Consider the following 25225-nt stretch of genomic DNA (forward strand, 5'->3'; position numbering starts at 1 on the left):
CAGCAGTGTTCAGCGTAAATGTATCAGTAACTTTTGATCCAGCCTTGAGCTGTCGCCTAAGCCCTTCTCCCCCAAGCCACCTATCCGTCCAGTGGCGCCCGCAGGGTTTGCACGCCCCGGGGCGACCAGGTTACTGCTCCAACGCGCTCGGCAATGTAGAGGGGCCGCTGCTTTTGCCGAAACCAGGTGGTCACTGCCTCGCCAACAGGGCCGGAGCTGATGCCCGCCTGCACCTGAAAGCGCTCCAGCAAGTCCAGGATCAGCGATCCCCCATCCCACCACAGCCAGTCGATCTGGGCCGGCAGCAAGGGGGATCCGGTCAGCTCCGCCTGGACAGGGGGGCCGGCGGATCCCAAGAGCAGCCAGCGGGATCCCTCGGCCTCCAAGGTCAACACCAAGGGGTTGGTGTGGACGGCCTGCAGCTTCAGCCGCTCCGAGAAGGGGATCCGGTCGGCAGGCCGCAAGACTTGATAGGGGATCCCGGCAGCTTGCACGGCGCTAAGAGAGCGCAGGTAGCTGTCCGAGGCGGCATTGACGCCGCCCCCGTCCCAGAACTGCCCGATGGAGAAAGCTGAAAGCAGGATCTCCCAGCCCCCATTGGCCGAGCCGGCAGAGGTCATGGCCACCGCCCCCTCCAGACGGCGCAGGCCCTGCTGCCGCAAAAAGGGCAACACGGTGCGCTCGGCCAGGCGGGGATCGCCGCTGTTGAGCAAGAGGTGGCGTCCTTCGGCTTGGATGGCCAGGACGGGGAGGCGGCCACTGGCCAAAGCGGTGATCTCGACCGGCGGCCCCGGCCACAGCCTTGGCCCCAAGAGGATGGCGGCCATTATCAGAGCAGTGCCCTGCCAGCGCAAAGCCCGCCGCCAGCGGGGCCAAAAGGTCAAAGCCACCAGCGCCCCGTAGAGAAGTAGACACTGGAGCAGCGAGACCCTGCCGGTGTAGTAGGAGCTCAGGGGCCAGCTGGCCATCCAGCCCACCCAGTTGATCAAAGGCGTGATCAAAAACGTCAAGGGCCGGGCCAGCAGGGATCCCAGCCCCGGCCAGAGCAAGGCCACAAAAGCCACCCCAAACCCCGCCACCAGCAGGGGCACCAAGAGAAGCAGCAGCAGCGGGTTGGCCAGCAGCGAGTAGGTGGGGATGCGGCCAAAGATGGCCACCTGCAGCGGCAGCGTCCAGATCTGGGCGGCCAGCGGAACGGCCAGAGCCGTGGCCACCGCCGGCGGCAAAAAGTCCAGCCGGGATCCAATCGGCCCTGCCCCCACCAGCAGGCCCAGGGTGGCGGCAAAGCTGAGCTGAAACCCCAGATCGGTAATCCACAGCGGCTGGTAGATCAACAGCAAAACCGCCGCCACCAGCAGCGTCCCCAGGGGGTTAAGCCTAACTTTTCCTTCCAGTCTTGGCTCCGTCAACACCAGCATGGCCGCTGCCCCCATCACCGCCGCCCGCAGCACCGAAGGGGTAAAGCCCGTCAAGGCCAGGTAAATCCCCAAGACCGCCAGGAGGATCCCCTGCTGCAGGCGTACCGCCAGCCGCCGCGTTAGGACAAACACCACCCCCACCAGCAGCGACACGTGAAACCCAGAGGCCGCTAGCGCATGGGCCAGGCCAACTTCTCGAAAGGCATCCTGCAAATCAAAATCCAACTGGGCAGCCCGGGATCCCAGCACCAAGGAAGCCAAGAGGTTCCCCTGCCGCTCCCCCAGCCCGGCAATGAACGCCTCCCGCACCCGCCGCCGCAGCACCCAACCTCCCCAGCCCCTTCCCCCCGGCTGGGGGATCACCTCGCGGGCGATGAAGCCGGCAAAAGCCCCCTGCCGCTGCAGATAGGCCTGAAAGTCAAAGCTGCCCGGGTTTAAGGCGGGACTGGGAAGGTAGAGGGATCCCGTCAGGCGCACCCGCTGGTTGGGATGGAGATCCTGGCTTGGGAGAGCCTCAGGGCTGGCAGTGACGTAGAGCTTGCCGCTTACCTGGCGGGCCGTTTGGTTGGCCTCCAGCACCTGCTCCGCCTCCAGCCAAAATTGCCGCCGCTCGCTGCGGGTGGGGCGGGGCTCCGAAAGAACGGTGCCCACCAGGCTCATCTGCCGCTGCGGGGCCAGAAGGCTGATATCCGTCGGGCCGGGAACCGGCTGCCGCCAGCCCAGGTAGGCCCAGGCCAGACACCCCACCAGCCCCATCGCCAGCCAGGTGCGGGCCAAGCGCGGTCGTCGCCGGTACAGCAGCGATCCCGCCAATCCCAAAGCCAGCGGGATCCCCCAGCCCCAGCCGCTCGCCGCCGGCCAGGCCCGCAGCAACAGGCCCAGGATCCAGCCCAGCCCCAGCAGATAGGTTCTCTCCATCCCTCTTCAGCGCTTTTGCCCCCACTGTACTCTCGCGCTCAGGCGGGATCCATGGCGTTGTCTTAACCTTGACCGGTTGCCGACCCCGCAAGACAGAGGCAAACTGCATCCGGCCTAGGGCTGGCGCTCGCCACCAGCCGCATGCTCCCGCCAGATGGGCAACGCACCCTCCAGATCCTTCCTCTTGCAAGTTTAAGAATTGGGAAAGATGGCCCACTGGCTCTTGACGGCGATATCCTAGGGTTTAAGCTACCGAGAGGCGAGGCGGATCGGCCCGCCTCTGGTCAAAGGAGTGAGCGTCTAGCTCAAGGGATCCGCCGCTCTTAAGGAAGCTTAAGCGTTTCTAAAAATGCTCAAAAGGGGCGGACAGAACGTTAGGGATCCCAGAGAATCTTGGCAGGGTCGTTAGGGTGATAGTGGGCTTTGCGAGGTGGGGAAACCGCACATGGACAGCGCTTTGCTGCAAGCAGCTCGCCAGATCTATCAATACCATTTGCAGTATCGACCGGAGGTGCTGGAGCAGCCGCCGCGGGGCGTGGTCATCCATCGCCGTACCCTGCGAGGGGATCTGATCTTTTCTGAGTTTCCCATCCTGCTGCCCCAAGAAACTTTCATTCCGCTGCAGCAGTTGGAGCCGCTCCGCTGAGGCCCTTCTGCCCAAGCCGAGCCTAGGCGCCTACGATAGCAGAGCAAGCCTCTTTTTCTCCCTGTGGACGGCTGCGATGGTGGACTTCCTTGCCAGCACCTGGGAGCTGCGCCTGTTGGTCTGGGTGCTGGTGTTGGTGCTGGGGGCCTGTGTGGGCAGCTTTCTCAATGTGGTGGTCTATCGCCTGCCGCAAGGTCTTTCTCTGCTCCATCCCGGCTCCCATTGTCCCCACTGCAAGACGCCCCTGGGCCCGATGGAGAACATCCCCATTCTGGGCTGGTTCCTGCTGCGGGGCCGCTGCCGCCACTGCGGGGCGCAGATTAGCTGGCGCTACCCTGCCGTTGAAGCCTTGACCATGGGGCTGTTCGGCCTCAGCATCGCCATCTTGGGATTTTCTCCCCGCGGGCTCCTCACCTGTGTCTTGTTGGGCTGGCTGCTGGCGCTGGCCCTGGTTGACCTGGATACGTTTTGGCTGCCGGAGTCGCTCACCCGCTCCGGCCTGCTGGCGGGGCTGCTGGCCCGCCTGGCGCTGCCCTGGCTGGAAGGGTCGGGATCCCTGGCCGCCATGGGCTGGTCACTGGTGGCCGGGATCGCGGGCGCCGTGCTGGGCATCTGGCTGTTGGAAGGCATTGGCTTTGTCGCCCGTTGGGTTTTGCGGCGGGAGGCCATGGGCGGAGGAGATGGTAAGCTGCTGGCCCTGATCGGCATGTGGCTGGGCTGGCAAGGGGTGTTGGTGGCCCTCATCTTGGGCTCTGGGCTTGGTTTGCTGGGCAGCCTGCTGGCCATGGCCGGGGGAAGGGCCCGCCTGGGCAAACCCATCCCCTTCGGCCCCTACTTGGCTCTAGGCGGCGCCGTGGCCGCCTTGGCGGGATCCCCCCTAATCGAGGCCTACCTACGCTGGTCGGGGTTGCTGGGGTAGAACTCCCTCACCCCTCTTCCAGTGGCAACGGCAACGATCGGCAGGGATCCCTTTTGGCCTCTACTCCACCCCCTCGATCCGGTCTTCCACTTCTTGGTACAGCTCCTGCAGGCGCTCGATGTTGGCCTGGGAAGTCTGCCAGTAGCCACGCCCGTGCACCTCCAGCAGGGTGCCGACGATGCGCCGGAAGGAGTGGGGGTTGAGGTTCATCAGGCGCTGCCGCATCGCCTCGTCCTTGATGAAGGTCTCGTTGGTTTCCTCGTAGATCCAGTTGTCCACCGCTCCCGCCGTGGCCGACCAGCCGGAGGTATTCACCAGCCGCTTGGCGATCTCCCGCACCCCTTCGTAGCCGTGCTTGAGCATGCCCTCGTACCACTTGGGGTTGAGCAGCTTGGTGCGAGCATCGAGGCGGATCGTCTCGCTCAGGGTGCGGATCTGGGCGCTGGGCGTGGTGGTATCCGCCATGTAGGCCGAGGGGGCCTTGCCGTCCGGGCGCAGGCTCTGCACCAGCTTGGTGGGATCCGCATCGAAGTAGTGGCTGACATCCGTCAGGCTGATCTCCGACGAATCCAGATTCTGGAAGGTCACGTCCACCGTCTTCAGGCTGGCCTCAAACAGCTGCCGCATCTGCTGGTTGGGCAGATTGGATCCGAAGGCAAAGGACTTACGCGAGAGGTACATCTCCCGCAGCTCGCTCTCGTCCTCCCAGGAGCTGTTTTCCACCGCCAGGTTGATGTTGGCCGAGTAGGAGCCAGAAGCGTTGGAAAAGACCCGCGTTGCCGCCTGCTCCAGCGTCAGCCCCAGCTCCTTGGCCTGCTGCAGAGCGTGCTTGCGCACATAGTTCAGCTCCAGCGGCTCATCGGCCAGGGCCGCCAGCTTTACCGCCCGGTCGAGGAGGGCCATTTGGTTGACAAAGAGATCCCGGAACACGCCGGAGCAGTTGACCACCACGTCAATGCGGGGCCGCCCCAGCTCCTCCAAGGGGATCAGCTCCACCTTGTTCACCCGCCCCAGGGCATCCGGCTGGGGACGCACCCCCAGCAAACACAGCACCTGCGCCAGCGACTCGCCGTAGGTCTTGATGTTGTCCGTGCCCCAGAGCACCACCGAGATGGTTTCCGGGTACCTGCCGCCGTTGGCGCTCAGCTCGCGGGCCAGCAGCCGCTCCACCACCATCTCCGCCGACTTAATGGCCGCTGCCGTGGGGATAGACTGGGGATCCAAGGCGTGGATGTTGCGCCCCGTCGGCAACACAGCGGGGTTGCGGATGGGATCCCCGCCCGGCCCCGGCAGGATGTACTCCCCTTCCAAAGCGCGAAGCAGGGATCCCAGCTCATAATCGGCCGTGATTTGCTTGAGGCACTCTTCCAAAAACTCAAACAAAGGCTTGAGCAGCTCCGCCTCCACCTGCGGATAGCCCGCCTCCTTGAGGGCCACCAGCCAGGGCGCCTGCCGCCCCATGTTGAAGAAATTGAGCTTGGCCACCCGCGAGACCCGCCCCTGGGCGTCGGTTTGCTCCTGCACGAGCGCGGCCACTGCCTTATGGCAGGCCTTGTTGATGCGATCCAGCAGCTCTGTATCCGCCAGGTGCCCCCGATCCCGGTTGCGGTAGATTTCGTCGATATCCCGACCCAGGCTCTGGGCAATGATGCGGGGTAGGCCGAGGATCCCTTCTTCCGGGCGGTCGATGCTGGCGATGCTCACCAGGGTAGCGATGGCCTCCTCCGCCGTGGGGGGCGCCCCGATCACATGCAGGCCACAGGGCAACAGCCGCGACTCGATCTCCATCAGCTTGGCGTAGAGCTTGCCCACCACCGTGTCCCGCTCTTCCAGGGTGAGCTGGGCCGCATCCACCTGGGGCAGCTCCACATCCTTGTCCAGGTTGACCAGGCGCGCCTTGTCGCAGATGGCATTGACAATCTGAATGCCGCGTCCTCCTTCCCGCAGGCTTTGGTAAGAGCCGATCAACTCCCGCAGCTCCTGCAGCCCCTTGTAGAGGCCGGCGTTTTCTGCCGGCGGCGTCAGGTAGCTGATGGTGCAAGCATAGCCGCGCCGCTTGGCGATGGTGGCCTCGCTGGGGTTGTTGGCGGCGTAGTAGTACAAGTTGGGCAGGGATCCGATCAAATTGTCCGGGTAGCACTCGCCCGACATGCCGATCTGCTTGCCCGGCATGAACTCCAAAGAGCCATGGGTGCCAAAGTGGATGACCACGTCGGCCTTCCAAACCTTTTCCAGGTAGGTGTAGTAGGCGGCAAAGCCGTGGTGGGGGCTGGCCGATCTCGAAAAGAGCAGACGCATGGGATCCCCTTCGTAGCCAAAGGTGGGCTGCACCCCGATGAACAGGTTGCCAAAGTGTTTGCCGTAAATCAGCAGATTTTGCCCATCGGTATTCAGGTGCCCCGGCGCCGGCCCCCAGTATTTCTCAATGGCTTTGACATAGGGCGTCAGGGCCTCATATTCCCGCACCGACAGCTTGGCCGCCACGTTCAGCTCCGGGCTGGCGTACTGGGCCTGGGGATCGTGGAGGATGGACTCCATCAGCTCCTGCGGCGTTTTGGGCAGCTCTGGCCCCAGGTCATAGCCGTTGTGGGCCAGCGCCTGCATCACCCGGTGGATGGAGGCAAACACATCCAGGTAGGCCGCTGTCCCCACATTGCCCTTGTCCGGCGGAAAGCTGAAAACGGTGATGGCGATCTTCTTCTCCAGCTTGGGCTTGCGCCGCAGATTGGCCCACTTGATGGCCCGCGCCGCAATCAACTCAATCCGATCCTGCAGGGCATGGGCCTTGCCGGTGACGGCGTCCCGCCCTGAGAGGATGATGGGATCGATGGCCCCATCCAGTTCGGGAATGGCAATTTGCAGCGCCACCTGCACCGGGTGCAGCCCCAGGTCGCTATTGGCCCATTCCTCTGTCGATTGAAACACCAAGGGCAGTGCCACCATGTAGGGACGATTGAGCCGTTGCAGCGCCTCCACGGCTTTGGGGTGATCCTGCCGCGCCGGCCCGCCCACCAGGGCAAACCCGGTTAGCGACACCACCACATCCACAATTGGCGCCGTCTTCTGCTCGTTCCAGAAAAACTCGTTCACCGGCTTGGAAAAGTCCAAGCCGCCGGCAAACACTGGCACCACCCGCGCCCCGCGCGACTCCAGCTCCTGCACCATGGCCACGTAGTGGGCATCGTCCCCCGTCACCAGGTGGGTGCGCTGCAGCACCAGACCCACGCAGGGGGCCAAGGGATCCTTCACCTCCTCTGGCAGATCCTCGCGGGCGTTGTACCAATCCCAATACTCCGCCAGGCTGGCAAACATCTGCGGCGCCAGCGGGTGCCAAATGCCCATTTCCAGATAGGTGACCGGCTCGGCAAACTTGACCTGATCCCGCATCCCCGGCAGGTAGCGATCCGCCAGCATCAGCAAAAAGTTCTCCAGGTTCTCGCGGGATCCGCCCAGCCAGTACTGGAAGCTAAGCATGAAGTTGCGAGCATCCTGGGCCTTGTCAAAGGGCAGGTACTTCAGCACCTTGGGCAGCGTCTGCAACAGCTTCAGCATCCCCTCCTGGAAGTTGGATCCCTGCTGGCGCTTGCGCATGAACTGGGCAATGGCGCTCTTGGACTGGCCCAGTTGCGCCATAGAAAAGGATCCCAGCTTATTCAGGCGCATCACCTCCGGCATGGAGGGGAACACCACCACCGCATCCAACCGCTCCCGCAGGGGTTCTACCGCCTGCACCACCTTCTGGGCGATGTCCTCAATAAAGATCAGGGAGCCAATAAAAACATTGGCCGTCTCCAGATCCCGCCGGAAAGCCTCATACCCCGAGGGATCCCGCAGCTCCTCCACCAAGTAGCCAGACAGCTCCACCGCCAGCTTGGGGTTGCGGGCGTTGATGCGCTGCACCGCTGCTGTCAGAGCACTCTGATACTGCGGCTCCAACACCACGTACACCACCTTCATCAGTCGGCGCCCCCCTAGCTCGTCAGGGGCCACGTGGCGGGTGATGGGCTTAACCAGAGTAAACATGCGGTCGCTCTCCCTTGTGCAATGCAAAAAAGCAAGTGGGCCGGGAATGGGCATTCTTCCCTAGCACCTGTTTCCCGTTCTACCAGAGAACCGGATCCCTGCCGGGGGCATGACGCCAGTCTCGTAACAATTCGCAATAATTGCAAAGGGGGCTCTTCTCTTGAGGAGATCTCAAGGATCCAGACCTGGAAGGGCCCAGAGCGGCTCTCCTACACAAAAGGATAGTTTGGTAGCCCCGCACTTGAGTGCGGGGCGGAAAAGCCCGCTAGCCACTTTAGTGGCTTACCCATGATGGGGGGTCGTTGATATAGTTTCATAGCTCAAACAACCTCTTCCTGACTTCTCCCACCAACACCTTTTTCCTTCTCTTTGGCCAAAAAATGAGATGAACAACCGCTAGCCCCACACCATGGTTGTAGTGATTGTACCGTTGACTTTCCTCTCGCACTATCGCTTGCCCATGTCAGACTGCGGTTGCCATGCCGCTTGCCAACAATGATGGAGTGCGGCTGTCAGCAGGTTCGAGTCAGGAACAGGGAGCTAGTCCCCCTATTAGAGTACTTGTGTCAACAGTCTAATAAGGTGTACAACTGTGCCCTGTACTATGCGAGACAAGTCTATTTCAAAACGAAGCGATGGGCAAGCTATGGTGCGCTTTGCGCTGAGATGGGGAGAACCCAAAGCAAGCACTTCATCGCAATGTATGTCTCCGCCGCACAACAGACGTGTAAGTCTGTAGCTGGAGTGGGTCTATGCCAAGCCTGCCCAGCCCAAATCGCTGGATCCGAGAAAAGCTCTAGCAATTGACCACGGAGTCAACAACTGGCTTACGTGCGTTAGCAACTTAGGACATAGCTTCATCATTGATGGCCGCAAAGTCAAGTCCTTTAACCAGGGGTACAACAAGGAGCTGGCTAGGCTCAAGACTCACAAGCTGCAGGGGTTTTGGTTGCAGCAGCTTGACCGAACTACGGAAACCGGCGGATGCGGGATGCAATCCACAAAGCTGCGCGCAAGGTCATTGACTTCTGTTTGCACCACTCAATTGGGAGAATCCTCTTCGGTTGGAACAAAGAACAAAAACAAGAATGCGGTTTTAACCAAAACTTTGTTTTCATCCCAACAGGTCGGTTAAAGGAGCGTATTGCGCAATTATGTCAGCATTATGGCATGGAGTTTATTGAGGTAGAGGAGGCGTAAAGATCGCAGGCAAGCTTCCTAGATGGAGATGAGCTACCTAATTATGGTGAAAAACCCGACGGGTGGAGACCTTCTGGAAAGCGTGTCAAGCGGGGCCTGTACCAAACGGCAGAGGGGTGGTTGGTCAACGCTGATGCGAATGCTGCCGCCAACCTGTGCTTAAGAAAGTCAGCAGAACCTTGGGGCTTTGCCTTCAGGAACTGTCTAGAGGCGCTTTGACAACGCCGTTACGGGTTCTTTTGTGGACTGCGTAAGAATCCCCTGGGTGGGAGTGTCAAGACAAAAGGGATCCCTGCCAAGCCGCCTTATTCCAAGCAAGTTCTGGGCGAGATCAAGGCACCTACAAAAAAGGATGAGACCCATACCGCTACGCCATCCATCTCCAAAGCGGTTTCGAGCCCAGCCAGCTAGCTGAGCTTTTGAATGGGCGCGATGCGGGGATCCAAGATTTTCTGCTGGCCGATGGCGGGAAACCTCACCGCCAGGGTGATCCGTTCGCCGCTGCCGAACACGTGGGTAATTTGCCCCTGTCCGAATTGGGGATGTTGCAGGCGATCCCCAACGGCCCACTGGGAGGAACGGCCTTGGCGGCGAGCAGCCTTTGCTTTGGGCGTGGCCGCAGCCGTGTTGTCGGCGGAGAACGAAAGCCCCCTGCCTTTTTCCCATTGGATCAGCTCTTGGGGCAGCTCACTCAAAAATAGGGAAGGGATGGCGGGCTCGCGGTTGCCGTAGAGCCGCCGCTCGCTGGCGTGGCAGACAAACAATTGCTCGCGGGCGCGGGTGATGCCCACGTAGCAGAGGCGCCGTTCTTCTTCCAGCGCGGCAGGATCCTCCAAAGCGCGAAAATTGGGAAACAGGCCTTGTTCCAACCCCACCAAAAACACCACCGGGAACTCCAGCCCTTTGGAAGCATGCAACGTCATTAGCGAAACTTTCTCAGCTCCCTCCTGAAGGGTGTCCAAATCGGAAGCTAAAGACACATTGCTCAAGAAAGCCTCGAGGCTGGGATCCTCCTGTTCTTCTTCAAATTGGCGGGCGGCATTGTAGAGTTCCATCACGTTGGCGATCCTTTCCTCGGCCTCTTCTGTGCCCTGGGCCTTGAGATCTTCCAGATAGCCGCAATCCCGCAGCAGCCCCTCCAGAAGGGCGGCAGCCGAAACCTGGGCCATCTGTCTGTGCCAATGCTGGATAAGCTGGGCAAACTGGAGAACCGGCTTGGCCGAACGCCCCAGCAGGTTGGTAACAGAGGCCTCGTCGCTGAGGATAGTCCACAGGGGCACATTTAAGGCAGCCGCCGCTTCGCTTAGCTTGTCCAGAGTGGACTTGCCGATGCCCCGCCGCGGCACATTGATAATGCGCAACAGGCTAAAAGAATCGGCAGGGTTGAGCACAACCCGCAAATAGGCCAGCACATCCTTAATCTCTTTGCGATCGTAAAATCGCAGCCCCCCCACCACCGTGTAAGGGATCCCCCACCGCAGCAAAACCTCTTCAAAAGGGCGAGATTGGGCATTGGTGCGGTAGAGAATGGCAAAATCTCCCCAGGAAGAGTTGGGATTTTGGCTGTGTAATCGCCGGATGGTATTGACCACAAACTCGGCCTCGGCCATTTCGTCCTCCGCCTGGTAGCAAACGATGGGATGGCCGGGGGGGCGAGTTGGCCGGAGAATTTTATCGATGCGCTCGGTGTTTTTCTCAATCAGGACGTTAGCCGCCTGCAAAATCGTGGCGGTGGAGCGATAGTTTTCTTCCAATTTGATCAGGGTGCGGGTATCGTCGTCCGGCAGGCCATCGCCAAAGGTCTCTTGAAACTCCAGCAAAATGGTGAAATCGGCCCCCCGAAAGCGATAGATGCTTTGATCTGCATCGCCCACCACAAAGAGGGAGCGATTGGTCCAGTCCCACTCGGAGCGGCGGGTCTCGCCGTTGGTGGCCAGGAGCCGGATCAGCTCGTACTGGGTGCGGTTGGTATCTTGGTATTCGTCCACCAAGATGTGCCGAAAGCGCTGGTGCCAGTAGGCCAAAACCTGCTCATTTTGGCGGAAAAGTTGCACCGGGATCCAAATTAAGTTGTCGAAATCGAGGGCATTATTGGCCGCCAGTTGATCTTCGTAGAGCTCGTAAACCTGAGCCAGGATGCGACCTCGGAAATTGGGCTGGTGGCGCTCCAGATCGGCAGGGGTCCAACCTTGATTTTTGGCATTGCTAATGGCATAGCGCACCGATCTTGGATCGAACTTGCGCTCATCTAAGTTGAGTTGCTTAGTTACAATCTCTTTAACCAGGGATTGGGCGTCCGATTCATCGAAAATCGAGAAGTTGCGAGTCCACTTTCGTCCCTTGGGATCCTGATATTTTTCGATCTCCAGGCGCAGGATCTGGGCAAATAAGCTGTGGAACGTGCCAATCCAAAGAGGCTTAATCCAGCGGTGGTAAACAGCAGATTTTAGTCGCGTTGCCTGGGCCGGCTCCAATTCCTCTAAGGGGATCCCAAATTGTTCTTGAGCTTCTTGTTCGGCAAAGAGCTGCTCAATGCGCTCTTTCATCTCACGGGCGGCCTTGTTGGTAAAGGTCACGGCCAAAATCTCCTCCGGATCCACCCGGTAGTGGCGGATGAGGTGGGCGATGCGATAGGCGAGGGTGCGCGTCTTGCCGGAACCTGCCCCCGCCACCACCAGCAAAGGGCCACAAAAATGGTGCACCGCTTGCCGTTGAGCAGGGTTGAGGGCATCCAACAAACAGGCGTGAGTCATAGTCGGCAAAGCAGAAACTGCTTTCCATTATGGGCGCCAACCCAATGGGGATGAGAAGCCCAGAGGGCATTTTGGAGCACCAAAGATGAAGATCGGTTAAGATTTGGCCGGCCCGCTCCAGAGCTCCCCGCCATGAACCGAGTGCTGTCCTGCTGCTGTGCCCCGGCTAACCGCTGCTGGCTTTGCGTTCAAAAGAGACTTGTGGCTTTGGGGTTTGCCACCCTTGCCCTGCTTTCTCAAGGTGCGTTCGATCCCGTTCAAGCCGGCAACTGCCCCAGCAACGGCAACCCCAAAACATCTCTTGACCTCAAGGTGGAAAGCGTTTCTGGGGATCGGCTTGACCTAAGTCGGTATGAGGGCATTCAAGCGTTGATCTTGACCAACAGCCAAACCCGCTCGCAATCGGAAGCCCTCTCCAAAAGTTTGGCCCTGGAGTTTGGGCAAAACCCTCGGCTGCGCCAGATCGTGCTGGTGGATGGTAGGGGGCTGCTGTTGGTGCGAAATTTGGTTTTGCAGGTTATTCGCGAGAGCGTGCCCACAGATCCGCGCTTGGTTTCTCCCTTTGTCCATGTCTCTGTCGATTTCGAGGGATCCACCATCCAGAAGCTGCAGGAGGTGGCCGCCGAAGCCTTGCCGGGGATCGATTTTCGCCGCCAGGCCGCCTTGCTGCTTTTGGACGAGCAAGGCACCCTCTTGAGCGGGTTCGCCAACCTGGACCAGTCCAACCTCAGCATTCGTCAGTGCATTCGCACGCACATTTGATTGCCTTGGATCCCGCTTTTTTCGCTGCTTCCTCCCCAACCGCTAAACTGGTTCTAGCGAAGTCATGTGCCAACTTAAGAGCAAGCCCGTCAAGGGGCTTGGTGCCGGGATCCCATGCGTCGCCAGCTCAAGATCTTAAACCAAATCCTCGACTACAAGCTGGCCGATTTGCGGCTGTTTGGCCGCGCCGAGCTGAAGGGTCAGGTGCTGAATGTGTTGCTGGAACGGCTGCCCGGCGATGTGGTGGATACCCTGCAGGTGATGGAGGTGGTGCGCAGTGCGGTGGAAGCCTCTCTGCTGCAAGGGTTGCGCAAGGTCAACGTTTACCTTTGGTGCCGCGGACAAACTGAAGAAGCGCCGGAGTGGAGCGAAAGCTTTGCTGTAGAGCCATTGGTCTTGGCCCACCCCAAGGAGCTCCGAAGCCTTGCTTTCAACTATCGACAAGACTATCCCGGCATGCGAGTGCTGTTTTTCTGCCTGGGCCTTTGCCTGACCGGCTTCTACCTGGTGGGGAGCGGGGGGCGGACGGGTTGGATCGATTGGCTCCCCGTAGGACTGGCCTTCGCCTTGGGGGTGATCTTCCCCTGGCTCAAACGCTCCCTCAACCAATGGGCGCACCCCCTGTTTCTCCGCTTTGGCCTGGGGCTGGGGTTGGTCTTGCTGGGCCTGGCGGTGGCGCTGATCTGGCGTCAAGGTTGGAGCGTGGCCCGCGGGATCCTCGCCCTGCTCGCCTTTCTCTTGCTGGGTTTGGGATCCTGAGATCTCTCACTCGGCCGTGGTGCCGCTGAAAACGGGCAGGGCCGGCCCGGTCATCCACACGTGTTGGGTATCGGGATCCCAGCGAATCTCCAGATTGCCTCCCGGCAGCTCCACCGTGGCTTGCGGCTCGGCCCGCTCTTCCAAAACGGCGGCCACCAAGGCGGCACAGGCGCCTGTCCCACAGGCCAGCGTCACCCCTGCCCCCCGCTCCCAAACCCGCAGCCGCAGGTAATTTGGGCCGAGCACCTGGGCAAATTCGGTGTTGGTGCGCTCGGGAAAAGCCGGGTGATGCTCAAACAGGGGGCCCACCCTTTCCAAGTCCAGCTCTTCCAGGGATCCCCCTTCTTCCAAAAAGACCACACAGTGGGGGTTGCCCATGCTCACCGCCGTCACCGCCCACTCCCGCCCGCCTACCTGCAGGGGCTGCCGCACCACCTTTTCCTCTGGTTTGGCCAGCGTGGTGGGGATCTGCCCGGCCAAGAGGCGAGGGATCCCCATGTCCACTGTTACCAAGCCATCGGGCCGCACCTGCGGCACGATCCGCCCCGCCAAGGTGTGGATCTGGTAGGCGCCGTCCTGGCCAGGGATCCCCAGATCCTGCAAAAAGCGGGCCAAACAGCGGATGCCGTTGCCGCACATCTCCGCCTCCGAGCCGTCGCTGTTGAACAGGCGCATGCTGAAGTCGGCCCCCTCCTGCCCCGGCAGCAGAAAGATAACCCCATCGGCCCCCACGCCAAAGCGGCGGTTGCAGAGGGCAACGGCTTCCTCAGGCGTCAGACAGGGCTGCGGCTGGTGGCGGTTGTCCACCAAGATAAAGTCGTTCCCCAGCCCCTGGTATTTGTGGAAGGAGAGACGGGAGGGCAACCGAACAGGCATGCAGCGGAACCGCACAACAACCGGCTTCAATCCTCGTGCATCTCGTAGGGATCCTGCAAGTTTTTGGAAGGGGGGCCAAAGGCGGTGTAGATGGCAAAGGCGGTGATGCAGATGGTTATTGCCGCAATGGCCACAACCAGCGAAAGGGTGGATTCCATGGTTAGCTCTTCAGTTCTGAGAGAATCTCCCTACATATTACACAAGTTTACAATTCATTGCCGGCGGCAAAGGGGAGTGACCAGATTCTGTTAGCGTGATTTTAAAAGGAGGTTGTCTGGCTGGGATCTGCCGCCGTGCTGACCTCCAAGTTGGCAAACCTGTCCTCTCTTTGACCTATCGCGAGAACCTATGGCGATTCGTACCAAACTGGGCGATCTGCTGCGTCCTCTCAACTCGGAATACGGCAAGGTGGCCCCTGGCTGGGGCACCACGCCTTTGATGGCGGTCTTTATGGTGCTGTTCGGCATCTTCTTGCTGATCATCCTGCAGATCTACAACAAGTCGCTGCTCCTGGAAGACATCAACGTCTCCTGGGAGAGCCTCAGCTTCTAGGGCTCCTGGCTGCCGCGGGCTGTCTAGGTGGTGTACTCGGCGTTGATGCGCACGTAGTCGTAGCTGAGGTCACAGCCCCAGGCAACGCCCTGGCCAGATCCCTGGTGGAGGTCTACCGTAAAGGTTACGGGATCCCCTCTCTTTAGGTACTCAGAGGCCGCCTGGCGATCAAAAGCCAGAGGCATTCCCCCCTGCAGCAGCAGAAAATCCCCCAGGCGAACCTCCAAGCGACGGCTGTCAAAGGGGATCCCAGCCCGTCCGGCGGCGGCGGCCACCCGGCCCCAGTTGGGATCGTTGCCAAAAACTGCCGCCTTCACCAGGGGAGAGCTGGCAATGACACGGGCTATCTGCCGAGCTGACCTGTCGTCGGGGGCGCCCTGCACCCGGATCTGCAACAACTTGGTGGCTCCCTCGCCGTCGCGGGCGATGGCCTTAGCCAGGTGAATGCAAACCTGGACAACCATCTCGGCGAGGGCTTGGGCAGCTCTCGTGCCAGCTTGCAGGGTGGGAATCCCACTTTGGCCGTTGGCCAGAGCCAGCACCATGTCGTTGGTGCTGGTATCCCCGTCCACGGTGATTTGGTTAAAGCTGAGGTCAACCGCCTCTTTGAGGATCTGCTGCCAGAGGGGAGGATCCACGGCTGCATCGCAGGTTAGGAAAGCTAACATCGTCGCCAAGTTGGGGTGGATCATACCGGATCCCTTGGCGATGCCTCCCAGCCTGACGGTGTAGCCGTCGATCTCGGCCTCCAGGGCTGTACTCTTGGTCACCAGGTCGGTGGTGAGGATGGCGCGGGCGGCGCTCTCTCCTCCTGTCGGCGAGAGGCTGTCGATCAGGCGGGGCAGGGCCGCCTCGATTTTGGCCATTTCCAATTGCCGCCCGATCACCCCTGTCGAGGCAGTGAGCACCTGTTGGGCCGGGATCCCCAGCCGTTCTCCTACCCAGAGGGCCAGTTGGGCGTTGTTGCGCTCCCCCTCTTCTCCTGTACAGGCGTTGGCTTGGCCGGCATTGCAGAGAATGGCCCGCACCGGCTGCCCTTGGGCGAGGATCCCTTGGTTGTAGGTAACACAGGCGGCCTTGACCTGGTTGCTGGTGAAAACGCCAGCCCCCACCGCCTCGCAGTCGGAAACAATTAGGGCGAGATCGGCAGCGCCGGAGGGCTTGAGGCCAGCAGCCACGCCAGCAGCGCGGAACCCTCGCGGGGCGGTAACGGCGCCTGCAACCCGTTTAAATTGGGATCCCATAGATTCTGGGGCCAGGGGGTGATCGGCACTATCATACCGGCTTGGCGCTCAGATCGGGGTTGAGGGCCAGGGTTGGCAACTGGCAAGTTTTGCCCGAGAAACTCTCTGGAAACCAGGTCGGGGGGTGTAGCTGTGCCTACCGCAGCAGAGGCGACAGATAGTGTTGTTTTAATGGTAATGTGCGCCCTTCTCTTTCTGGATTGGGAAGGGATCCCTTTGCCCTCTGCTCTAGGAACCGCGAGCCATGCCCGCCCCTGTCATTACCCTTAACCATGTCAGCAAGGTCTATGCCAATGGCACGGTGGCTTTGCAAGACATGAACATGGCCATCCAGGAGGGGCAGTTCGTCAGCTTGGTGGGGCCCTCTGGCTGTGGGAAAAGCACGGTGCTGCGGCTGATCGCAGGGTTAGGTGACCTAACCACCGGCTCTATCGAGTGGGGGCAAAACACCTCCCAAGGGAAGCCCAAATTGGCCTTTGTGTTTCAGGAGCCAGCCCTCATGCCCTGGGCAACGGTGATGGACAATGTGCGCCTGCCCCTGAAGTTGGCCGGTGAGCCTCGGCCAAAAGCCGATCGAGAGGTTTTGGAAGCCCTCCACCTGGTGGGCTTGCGGGGGTTTGAGCGCCATTTTCCCCGCGAGCTGTCCGGCGGTATGCGCATGCGGGCTTCCATTGCCCGCGCCTTGGTAACCAAGCCGCAGGTGTTGCTGATGGACGAGCCTTTTGGTGCTTTGGATGAGATCACCCGCAGCAAGCTGAACGGCGAACTGCTGGAGTTGTGGCAGGAGAAGCGCTGGACGGTGATTTTTGTTACCCACAACATTTACGAGGCCGTCTATCTGTCCAACCGCGTGGTGGTGATGGCAGCCCGCCCAGGGCGGGTGGTGGCGGATATCCCCATTGAGGCGCCCTACCCCCGCTCGGAAGAGTTTCGCACCTCGCCCCTTTACAACGACTATTGCCGGGAGGTCGCGACCCGTTTGCGGGAGGCCATGCACGACACGGAGCGGGATCCCTGCCTGCGCCCCCTCTCCGCCGGACGGCTGGGCTGACGGGATCCCTGCCTGCGCCCCCTCTCCGCCGGACGGCTGGGCTGACGGGATCCCCCTTTGGCAGCATTCCCGGTGTTAGAGCCCCTTGATTCCCCCTACCCTATGCTGAGTCCTTTCAGTTTCCTTCTCGATTGGCTGTCTCGCTGGCTGGGATCCCTGCTTGGCGCGCCAGAGCGCCCCTTTGGGCTCTGGCTGGATGGGGAGCTGCCTCGGCTGAGCAGCGCGGTGGAAGAACAACTCAGGCCCCAACCTACCGATGCGGCTAAGGTACCTGGCTCTGCGCCGCCGACCTCTGGGCAAGGGTTGGATCTGCGCAAGTGGTTCAACCTGGACGTGATTGCCCCTGGGATCGTCGGGATCCTTTTTCTGGTGGGCTGGGAAGTGGCCGTGCGGCTGACGGGGGTGCCTCCCTATCTATTGCCGGGGCCGATTTTGGTGGCGCAAACCCTGGTGCGGGAGTGGGGATCCCTTTTCCCTTCCCTTTTGATCACCCTACAAATTACGGTGGTGGCGTTCCTTTTGGCCACAGTCTCGGGGCTTTTGCTGGCGATTTTGTTTGCCCAGAGCAAATGGATTGAGCGCAGCCTCTTTCCCTATGCGGTGATTTTGCAAACAACACCCATCGTTTCCATCGCGCCGTTGATCATCATCTGGCTGCGCAACAACACCTTTGCTGCGATGGTGGTTTGCGCTTGGATTGTCGCCTTTTTCCCCATTATCTCCAACACCACCCTGGGATTAAACAGTGTCGATCACAACCTGCTCAACCTGTTTCAACTGTACAAGGCCAATCGCTGGCAAACCTTGATCTACTTGCGTCTGCCCAGTGCCCTGCCCTACTTCCTGGGAGGTCTGCGCATTAGCGGCGGCCTTTCTTTGATCGGGGCCGTGGTGGCGGAGTTTGTCGCCGGCACCGGTGGGCAACGGGCCGGGATCGCCTACCAAATCTTGATCTCCAGCTTTAATTTGCAGGTGCCTCGCATGTTTGCCGCCTTGGTGCTGGTTACCGGCCTAGGGATCCTGATCTTTGTGGCCTTGAGCGCTTTGTCGGACAAGATACTGGGCAGGTGGCACGAGAGCGCTGTGCGCCGCGAGAACTAATTTTTGCCATAGAGCCGGCAGAAGCGGTTTCGCAAAAGGCAAGAACTGGGAATTCCCGGCAACAAAAAGGCTCAGGTTGCAGCCCTGAGCCCATCTTGACCTGTTATTGGCAGATGCCAGGAACCAGACTCGAACTGGTGACACGAGGATTTTCAGTCCTCTGCTCTACCAACTGAGCTATCCCGGCTCTGGGACTATCATTTTAGAATGCCAAGAGGGCTTTTGGCAACAGGTGGCAACCCTCGCTTTAGCCAATTAGCTTTTCCAGGGCATCCATCTGGGGGATGCAGAGGATGTCCCGCTGCCGATCCCGGCGGATCAGCTCCTCCTGCTCCAGCTTAGACAAGACACGGGTAACCGTTTCCCGGGCCAGGCCACTCAAGCTGCTCAGCTCCCGGTGGGGCAAATTGGGAATTTCTACCCCCTTGCAACCGACCCGCCCGCGGGACTCCGCCAAGAAGAGCAGGATATCGGCGACGCGAGCGACGCTGCTGGCCTCCCGCAATTGCAGGCGACGGTTGATCTGCCGTAAACGTCGCGACAAGAGCTGGGCAAGGCGGATGGCAACCTGCGCATCGGCAGCCAAAAGGGCCAGAAAGTTCTGGGCCGACAGAGAGCAGACCTTGGTGGCTGTCAGGGCAATCACATCGCTGGAACGGGGCGCCTCGTCCAAGGCGGCCATTTCCCCGAAGATCTCCCCTGGGCCAAGAATGGTGAGGGTAACCTCCCGGCCCTCCAGATCGTGAGTGCGAATCTTGACCCAACCCTCCAGGATGAAATAGACGGCGTTGCCCCAGTCGTTCTGTAGCAGGATGGCCTGGTTAACAGGGTGGGAGCGCAGCAACATCTGGCGGGCCAGCGGCTCGAGCACCTCAGGGGAAAAGCCTTCAAACAGAAACATCAGGCGTAAATCTTCAGCCGTTACCTCGCTCACTGGGGTCTCCTCCTGCACCGCCTCGATTCTTGCCCAACTCTCTTCCCAGAGAAAAACTCTTCACCTGACCGCCGCCTGAGATCAGCAGGGGCTGCGGTCAGCCTCTAACCCGGAAACGGCAGCATGCGCTTTGCCGGTAACCTTGGTCAGTTGGAGTCGAGACCTAGATCTGCTGCAGTTGCGCTTGCCAATCTTGGCTGGTATCCAAAACCTGCAGCAAGCGCCGCTCCCCCTCGGAAAAATCCTGCCACTGCGCCTGCTGCTGGGCAAGGAGATCGGCGGTGGCATCGGCAATGTCGGCGAGGTTCAGCGGCTCACCCAGGCTCGAAGCAGGGAGCGTTCGCCGTTGCAGCCGCTCGCGGAGGACAGGTTCAGGGGCGTGGCAGTAGAGGATGCACAACGGGATCCGGCACCGTTGGGCTTGTTCAATTGCCATGCCCCGCAGCGCTTGCCGGTCAAACTTGGCGTCCAGAATCACGCTGTAACCTTCCCGGGCCAACTCCACTCCCAATTGCACCAGGCGGCGATAAGTCCTGTCGGTCATCTCGGGCGTATACACCTCTGGCCCCCCTCGCTGCCGCAGAGGGATCCCAGCCAAATGCTTGCGCACGGCGTCGGAGCGGATGTGGATGGCCCCTCGCTGTCGGGCCAGGTGGCGGGCCACCGTGCTTTTGCCCGCTCCCGACAGGCCGGCCATCAGAAACAACTGCCCCTGTTTGGGCAGCGTGTATTCCCAGGCCAGTCGGTAGTAGCGGGCGGCAGTGTGGAAGGCATTGGCTTTGGCAGCTTCCGAGGCGGCAGGATCGTCTAGCAAAAAAGAGGTGACCTTGGCCCGCACGTAGGCCTGGCGATTGAGGTAAATGGGCAAGATCTTGAGTCCTTCCCAATCGCCTGTCTCTTCCAGATAGCTGTTCAAATAGGCGTTGCCCAGATCGGGGCGATGGCGGGCATCCAGATCCATCACTGCATAGGATACGTCGTACATCGTATCCACAAAGCGGAAGGCCTCGTTGAACTCAATGCAATCAAACAGCAAGATCTGGCCTTCCCACCAACAGAGGTTGCCAAGATGCAGATCCCCGTGGCCTTCGCGGATGCGGTCTTGCTCAATTCTCTGGTAAAACAGCTCCTGTCGCTCGGCAAAAAAGCGATCCGTGTAGGCTTGGGTCTCCCGATATTGATCTGCCGTCTGAGGGCCGCCAATGTAGCGCTGGGTTTGGGCGTAATTCTCGTCGAAAGCCTGCCGCACCTGCTCTGGCCGGCCAAAGCTGCGGATGTAGTCGTTGGTCTCCGCCTGGGCGTGAAAGGCCGCCACCACCCGTCCTAGCTCCTCCATTAAGAGTGGCGTCAGCTCCCCCCGCTCGAGGAGGTTGCTAAAGAGTTGCTCTTGAGGAAACTGCCGCATTTTGAGGGTGTACTCCACGGGCTCGCCACTGCCGTCAAGCTGAAACCGGCCCTCGGCTTGCACAATGGGCAACACCTGTAGATAAAGCCCTGGCGCTCCGCGCTGGTTCAGGCGCAGCTCTTCTTGACAAAAGTAGCGTCGCCGCTCCAGGGTGGTGAAATTCAAAAAGCCAAAATCCAGAGGCTTCTTCACCTTATAGGCGTAGTTCCCTGTCAAGAAAATGTAGGAAATGTGGGTTTGGACGAGCTGAATCGGCTCCCGCACCGGATGGGGGTAAAACCCCGGATCCAACATCGCTTGGATTAGCGGCGGCAGGTGGGCATCGGCCATAAAGATGGAGACGGAAAAGTCAGGGATCCCCATTTTCCTCCAAATTGCCCTCAGCTTAGTCTCCCAAGGGCAGGGCGGCCGCTTGCGGTGAAAGACGGATAATGCTGATCCCCTGTTTAACCAAAGTATCTTGAGCAGCAGCAGAGAGGGCGTAGGGCCAGACCAGATACTTAGTGTTGATGTAGTCTCGCCCCCGCTTGGCCAGGCTCACCTGTTCAGAGAGCATGCGCACCTCCGGCCCGCGGGTGATGATGGCCTCGGCGCGGCGGATGCGCTGCATCAGTTGGCTGAACAGCTCTTGGGGCTGCTGCACGAAGACCACAATGGCCAAGTCACAGGGGTTGTAGTAGTTGCCACTGCCGCAGAGGAGCAGGGCCTCGCTGGCGAGAACAAGGGTCTCCTGGTCTCCCAGAGCCACCACCGGGTAGAGAAAGGTGCGCACGTCCTCCGGCTGCCAGTGATTGAAGGAGTAGCTGTCCACCTCTCCCCGCACCCAAGAGGAGATGGCCGGAAAAACCGCCTCGCTCAGCAGCCGATAGGCCGTCTGCGGTCGCCCTAGCCAGCAGAGGGCATTCTCGTAGAAGCTCTCGTTCTCCAACAGGTGAGGGGTGAGGGGAGCGGCCATAGACTCGGATCTGGGCAGGGCCTCCTCCAGCATGCCTAGTCGGAGATGGTTAAGGCAATTTTGCCCAAAACGGATCCCTGTTCCAGCAGCCGGTGAGCGGCAGCCGCTTCGGCCAGGGGAAAGGTGTGGCTGAGCCGGATGCGCAGTTGGCCCTGGTCGATGAGGCGGGCGCACTGCCGGAGGATCTCCGCCTGGTTTTGCCGAGCAACGATGAGGTTCTTCAGCATAGGGGTGAGCATCAGCTCAAAGCTCACTCGCAAGTTGCGGTCGCGGGCCACCCGCCAATCGGTCTCTGGAGCTGGCGCCAGCAGGGTCACGAGATCGCCGTACACGCGCACGGCAGGGAAGGTCTGCTCCAGCACTGGGCCGCCAAGGGTATCGAGAGCAAGATCCACTCCCTCCTCCTCCGTCCAATCCAGAACGGCCCGCACAAAGTCGGTCTGGCGATAGAAGATGGGCAAGCTGGCCCCCAGCAAACGGACAAACTCGGCCTTTTCCGGCGTGCTCACGGTGGTAGCCACTTGGCATCCCCGCAGACGGGCCAGTTGGACGGCCACATGGCCAACACCCCCTGCCCCGGCGTGGATGAGCACCTTTTGGCCGGCCTGCAGCCGTCCCCGGTCGTAGAGGGCTTCCCAGGCGGTGATCAGCACCAGGGGAGCGGCGGCAGCCTCGGCAAAGCTGAGGGTTCTGGGCTTGGGAGCGACGAAGCGCTCATCGACCACGATTAGCTCGGCGTAGTTCCCCGCCTCTCTGCCCAGGCCGCCGTGGCAGAAGTAAACTTCGTCCCCAACCCGAAACTGCCTGACCCCAGATCCCACGGCTTCTACAACGCCGGCGCCATCGCATCCCAAAATGGCCGGCATCTCCTCGGGGTAGAAGGTGCCTCGCCGCCGCAGCTTGGTGTCGATGGGGTTGACGCCGGCGGCCTTGAGGCGGACACGCAGCTCCCGCTCGCCGCGAATCTGCGGGTCGGGCACCTCCTGCAGTTGCAAAACCTCCGGCCCACCCGGCACGCTCATGAGGATGGCTTTCATCTTCTCAAGTGTTCAGGCTCGGTTTGCTCGACTTGCTGCCCCGCGATTGCCGCCGCGCTCCTGAGGATACACCGGCAAGGGGGTCTCTGAACAATGGTTAGTAGCATAAGCCAAGAGAACCGCTCCAGGGATCCCTTGCCCTAAACTAAGCTTCGGAGTTGTGGAGGCAAGCGGTAGCCCATGCCCGCAGGTGGTTCTGGCTCTCTCGGCGGCAAGGCACGGTCAAAAGCAACTAGAGCTGGCCTGGGATCGCGCTCCTGGCTCGGCTGGGGTAACCCAGCCTATTGGGATGCTGCTGGGCTGATGCTCCTGGGGAGCCTGCTCATCGTCTACCGCTGGCGGGGCACCCTGCTGCTGTTGATTAACCCCGCCTATGTAAACGTGGCTCTGCTGGCCGGCCTGTGCCTGCTGGGCCTGGGGATTGGCCGGTGGCGGGGGGCCAAAGTCGCGCCCTCGGAAAGCCATGTCTCCCTGTTGGGGTCGCGCCTGGGGGCGGCGCTCTTGATCCTGACGGCGCTGCTGGGGTTTTGGGTCGAGCCCCGTCCCCTCTCCAGCCAGACGGCCCTCAACCGGGGGGTATCTCCCTATTTGGGTGCCTCTCGCAGCCAGCCGCAGGCTTTTCGTCCCAAGATTGATCCACGCCAGCGCACCCTGCTGGACTGGGTGCGCACCCTGGATGTCTACCCGGATCCCTATACCTATGAAGGCCAGCCGGTGCAGGTGCAGGGGTTCGTCGTTCCTGACGAGCAACCTGACCACTTTGTCATCGCTCGCTTTTTGGTGAGTTGCTGCGCTGCCGATGCCTACCCGGTCGGCTTGCCGGTGCGCTGGCCCCGCTCGGAGGAACTGGCTCCGGACAGTTGGCTGCGTCTGGAAGGGCGGATGGCCGTGGAGCAACGGGATGGCCAGCCTCAGTTGGTGATCCTGGCCGATCAGGTGGAGCCAATACCGGTGCCGGCCAATCCCTACGCCGACGAGTAGGTTAGATGTCGGTTTCGCTGAGTTTAGCGCTCATGTAATCGAAGGGCTCGGCCACAAAGCTGTAATCCTCGTCGGAGCCGAGCAGCTCCAGGGTGCGCTGCTTCATGTTCTGGATCCCGATCACTGTCGGGGCAATCGGCACCCCCAGGGAGTTGTAGGTTTCCCGCAGACCAGCCAGGACGCGCTCGTCCAAGATGCTGGTATCAGCGGCCACCAGGGCGTAGGAAGCGTAGCGCAGGAAGTAGTCCATATCCCGCAAACAGGTGGCGTAGCGGCGGGTGGTATAGGCGTTGCCGCCCGGACGGATTAGATCCGGCACCTGGGCAAACATGGCCGCAGCAGCCGTCTTGACAATGTCCACCGAGTTGAGGTTAATCACCTGCACGGCCTGGATGCGCCGCAGACCCGAATCGTAAAAGGCCTTGAGCGCGTCCATGGCATTCCGATCCAAGTAGCGGCCGGCCAGGTCATAGGTTTTGATCAGTGTGGTTACGGCATCCCGCATATCCCCAACTCCCTTCCTGTAACTCTATGTAAAAGTAGCTTGAGATGAGAATTTTGCCGGCAACGTCCAAAGGCCAACCTTGGAAAATCGAGCCAGAGCCCAACACCGGCAGCGCTCCGAGCTCCCCGCTTGCCCCCAGAAGTTTAGCATGCGGGGGGTTCTTTCCCGCCTTCTCCTCAGCCAATGGCAGATGTTGTTACGAAAATGTAACTTTTCTGCAACGCTCTAGGGATCCGGCAGCAACACCCGCAGCGGCTTGAGCTGACCTGCTTGGCTGTGCCCCAAGCCCAAAAATTCTCCCTCTCCGCTCATGACCCGCAGGGTCTCGGCAGTGGCCTGAGCCGGATCCAGAGGAATGGCCTGACCTTGTCGCCAGCGCTGCGCCTCAGCCGGAGATAAGAATACTGAGTTCCAACTGCGAAATCCCCACTCAATCGGCAACAGGGCAGCAGCGGGATCGGCGGATCCCTGCCACTGCTCCAGGGGCAGGCTCTCTTCGCTGCGAAAAGGGCCACTTTGCAGCCGTCGCAGGCGGCTCATCAAGCCTCCGCAGCCCAATTTCTCCCCCACGTCGCGGGCGAGGGCGCGGATGTAGGTGCCGGGGCCACAGGCGATCTCCAGATCCACTTCCGGGAACTCGCCAGAGCGCCAGCCCAAGATCTGCAGGTGTCGAATCACTACTCTCCGCGGCTCCAGCCCCAGTTCTGCCGCCTCTGCCCCGGCCCGGGCCAGCTCGTAGAGCTTTTTCCCCTGCCGCTTGATGGCGCTGTAAAGAGGCGGCACCTGCCAGATCTCGCCGACAAACTCCCGCAGACATTCCTCCACCTGCTCGCGGCTCAGCTCCGGACAAGGGGATCCCACCTGGATCTGCCCCTCGGCATCGTCGGTGTCGCTGCGCTGCCCAAAGCGAAAGGTGGCCCGATAGACCTTGTCCCCCGACAAAAACGCCAAAAAGCGCGTCGCCCGCCCCACGGCAATGGGCAGAACTCCCGTTGCCGCCGGATCCAAAGTGCCGCCATGCCCCACCTGGCGGGTGCGCAAGACCCGCCGCACCACCGCCACACAGTCGTGGGAGGTGAGCCCGGCCGGCTTATCCAGGTTGAGAAAGCCCTCCAGGGATCCCATGCTGCCCATCACCCATCAGTCATTGATCAGTAATTAAGATTTGTAACCGAACTGCCGCAGC

At 60.8% G+C, this 25225-nt stretch carries 21 protein-coding genes, 1 tRNA gene and 2 pseudogenes; 10 read left to right on the plus strand and 14 right to left on the minus strand.

The genetic code is table 11. The features are described from left to right. Positions 1 to 80: 80 nt before the first annotated feature. On the minus strand, positions 81 to 2336 hold the full coding sequence (locus tag CYA_RS06205) for a ComEC/Rec2 family competence protein (protein ID WP_011430172.1): 2256 nt from the start codon (positions 2334 to 2336) through the stop codon (positions 81 to 83). A gap of 445 nt (positions 2337 to 2781) precedes the next feature. Here CYA_RS06205 and CYA_RS06210 point away from each other — a divergent pair, with 445 nt between their 5' ends. Next, the gene (locus CYA_RS06210) at positions 2782 to 2982 is read left to right on the plus strand and encodes a hypothetical protein (RefSeq protein ID WP_041438278.1); all 201 of its coding nucleotides are present in this window, start codon (positions 2782 to 2784) and stop codon (positions 2980 to 2982) included. Between the two features lie 76 nt (positions 2983 to 3058). Continuing rightward, entirely contained in the window at positions 3059 to 3901 is an 843-nt protein-coding gene (locus CYA_RS06215) for a prepilin peptidase (RefSeq protein WP_011430174.1), read from the plus strand. 60 nt (positions 3902 to 3961) lie between these two features. Here CYA_RS06215 and CYA_RS06220 read toward each other — a convergent pair whose 3' ends face one another. After that, entirely contained in the window at positions 3962 to 7924 is a 3963-nt protein-coding gene (locus CYA_RS06220) for a magnesium chelatase subunit H (RefSeq protein WP_011430175.1), read from the minus strand. Between the two features lie 316 nt (positions 7925 to 8240). After that, positions 8241 to 8372: pseudogene (locus tag CYA_RS14075) on the minus strand (IS200/IS605 family transposase); the annotation flags it as partial. Between the two features lie 354 nt (positions 8373 to 8726). On the opposite strand from CYA_RS14075, the pseudogene CYA_RS15730 reads away from it, so the two are divergent. Next, positions 8727 to 8795: pseudogene (locus CYA_RS15730) on the plus strand (hypothetical protein); the annotation flags it as partial. 113 nt (positions 8796 to 8908) lie between these two features. Next, complete coding sequence (locus tag CYA_RS15335) at positions 8909 to 9124, plus strand: hypothetical protein (protein WP_228375482.1); 216 nt, start codon at positions 8909 to 8911, stop codon at positions 9122 to 9124. 407 nt (positions 9125 to 9531) lie between these two features. On the opposite strand, the gene pcrA is transcribed toward CYA_RS15335, so the two are convergent. Continuing rightward, positions 9532 to 11877 (minus strand): DNA helicase PcrA, encoded by a 2346-nt coding sequence (pcrA, locus tag CYA_RS06230; RefSeq protein WP_041438280.1) that lies wholly within the window; start codon positions 11875 to 11877, stop codon positions 9532 to 9534. Positions 11878 to 12078: 201 nt separating this feature from the next. On the opposite strand from pcrA, the gene CYA_RS06235 reads away from it, so the two are divergent. Together CYA_RS06235 and CYA_RS06240 are read left to right on the plus strand one after the other, a co-directional pair. Beyond that, positions 12079 to 12639: a hypothetical protein gene (locus CYA_RS06235; RefSeq protein ID WP_041438282.1), complete on the plus strand. Its 561-nt coding sequence runs from the start codon at positions 12079 to 12081 to the stop codon at positions 12637 to 12639. 114 nt (positions 12640 to 12753) lie between these two features. Then, entirely contained in the window at positions 12754 to 13398 is a 645-nt protein-coding gene (locus CYA_RS06240; protein WP_011430178.1) for a hypothetical protein, read from the plus strand. A 6-nt stretch (positions 13399 to 13404) separates the two neighbouring features. Here CYA_RS06240 and dapF read toward each other — a convergent pair whose 3' ends face one another. Next, entirely contained in the window at positions 13405 to 14274 is an 870-nt protein-coding gene (dapF, locus tag CYA_RS06245; protein WP_041439019.1) for a diaminopimelate epimerase, read from the minus strand. A 26-nt stretch (positions 14275 to 14300) separates the two neighbouring features. Continuing rightward, a complete protein-coding gene (psbN, locus tag CYA_RS06250) occupies positions 14301 to 14432 on the minus strand; it encodes a photosystem II reaction center protein PsbN (RefSeq protein ID WP_011430180.1) in 132 nt (43 codons plus the stop codon). 190 nt (positions 14433 to 14622) lie between these two features. Here psbN and psbH point away from each other — a divergent pair, with 190 nt between their 5' ends. Beyond that, positions 14623 to 14826, plus strand: a complete 204-nt coding sequence (gene psbH, locus CYA_RS06255; RefSeq protein WP_011430181.1) for a photosystem II reaction center phosphoprotein PsbH — start codon at positions 14623 to 14625, stop codon at positions 14824 to 14826. A 23-nt stretch (positions 14827 to 14849) separates the two neighbouring features. On the opposite strand, the gene argJ is transcribed toward psbH, so the two are convergent. After that, complete coding sequence (gene argJ / locus CYA_RS06260; protein ID WP_011430182.1) at positions 14850 to 16070, minus strand: bifunctional glutamate N-acetyltransferase/amino-acid acetyltransferase ArgJ; 1221 nt, start codon at positions 16068 to 16070, stop codon at positions 14850 to 14852. A gap of 244 nt (positions 16071 to 16314) precedes the next feature. Between argJ and CYA_RS06265 the strand changes: the two genes are divergently transcribed. Next, positions 16315 to 17121, plus strand: coding sequence for an ABC transporter ATP-binding protein (locus CYA_RS06265; protein ID WP_011430183.1), 807 nt, complete (start codon positions 16315 to 16317; stop codon positions 17119 to 17121). Between the two features lie 102 nt (positions 17122 to 17223). Beyond that, a complete protein-coding gene (locus CYA_RS06270; protein ID WP_228375483.1) occupies positions 17224 to 18222 on the plus strand; it encodes an ABC transporter permease in 999 nt (332 codons plus the stop codon). 114 nt (positions 18223 to 18336) lie between these two features. Here CYA_RS06270 and CYA_RS06275 read toward each other — a convergent pair. The 5 genes from CYA_RS06275 to CYA_RS06295 form a co-directional block, all read right to left on the minus strand. After that, positions 18337 to 18409 (minus strand) — tRNA-Phe (locus CYA_RS06275). A 60-nt stretch (positions 18410 to 18469) separates the two neighbouring features. Next, the gene (locus CYA_RS06280; protein WP_011430185.1) at positions 18470 to 19123 is read right to left on the minus strand and encodes a Crp/Fnr family transcriptional regulator; all 654 of its coding nucleotides are present in this window, start codon (positions 19121 to 19123) and stop codon (positions 18470 to 18472) included. Positions 19124 to 19319: 196 nt separating this feature from the next. Continuing rightward, the gene (locus CYA_RS06285) at positions 19320 to 20891 is read right to left on the minus strand and encodes an AAA family ATPase (protein WP_011430186.1); all 1572 of its coding nucleotides are present in this window, start codon (positions 20889 to 20891) and stop codon (positions 19320 to 19322) included. Positions 20892 to 20946: 55 nt separating this feature from the next. Continuing rightward, positions 20947 to 21516 carry a hypothetical protein gene (locus CYA_RS06290; RefSeq protein WP_011430187.1) on the minus strand — a complete coding sequence of 190 codons (570 nt, stop codon included), beginning with the start codon at positions 21514 to 21516 and terminating at the stop codon, positions 20947 to 20949. A 35-nt stretch (positions 21517 to 21551) separates the two neighbouring features. Continuing rightward, entirely contained in the window at positions 21552 to 22553 is a 1002-nt protein-coding gene (locus tag CYA_RS06295; RefSeq protein WP_011430188.1) for a zinc-dependent alcohol dehydrogenase family protein, read from the minus strand. 303 nt (positions 22554 to 22856) lie between these two features. On the opposite strand from CYA_RS06295, the gene CYA_RS06300 reads away from it, so the two are divergent. Further along, the gene (locus CYA_RS06300) at positions 22857 to 23534 is read left to right on the plus strand and encodes a TIGR03943 family putative permease subunit (RefSeq protein WP_011430190.1); all 678 of its coding nucleotides are present in this window, start codon (positions 22857 to 22859) and stop codon (positions 23532 to 23534) included. A gap of 1 nt (position 23535) precedes the next feature. On the opposite strand, the gene apcB is transcribed toward CYA_RS06300, so the two are convergent. Together apcB and truB are read right to left on the minus strand one after the other, a co-directional pair. After that, positions 23536 to 24039: an allophycocyanin subunit beta gene (gene apcB, locus CYA_RS06305; RefSeq protein ID WP_011430191.1), complete on the minus strand. Its 504-nt coding sequence runs from the start codon at positions 24037 to 24039 to the stop codon at positions 23536 to 23538. 225 nt (positions 24040 to 24264) lie between these two features. Continuing rightward, a complete protein-coding gene (truB, locus tag CYA_RS06310; RefSeq protein WP_011430192.1) occupies positions 24265 to 25164 on the minus strand; it encodes a tRNA pseudouridine(55) synthase TruB in 900 nt (299 codons plus the stop codon). Positions 25165 to 25225 lie beyond the last annotated feature (61 nt).

The sequence above is a fragment of the Synechococcus sp. JA-3-3Ab genome (genome assembly GCF_000013205.1).
Classification (GTDB): domain Bacteria; phylum Cyanobacteriota; class Cyanobacteriia; order Thermostichales; family Thermostichaceae; genus Thermostichus.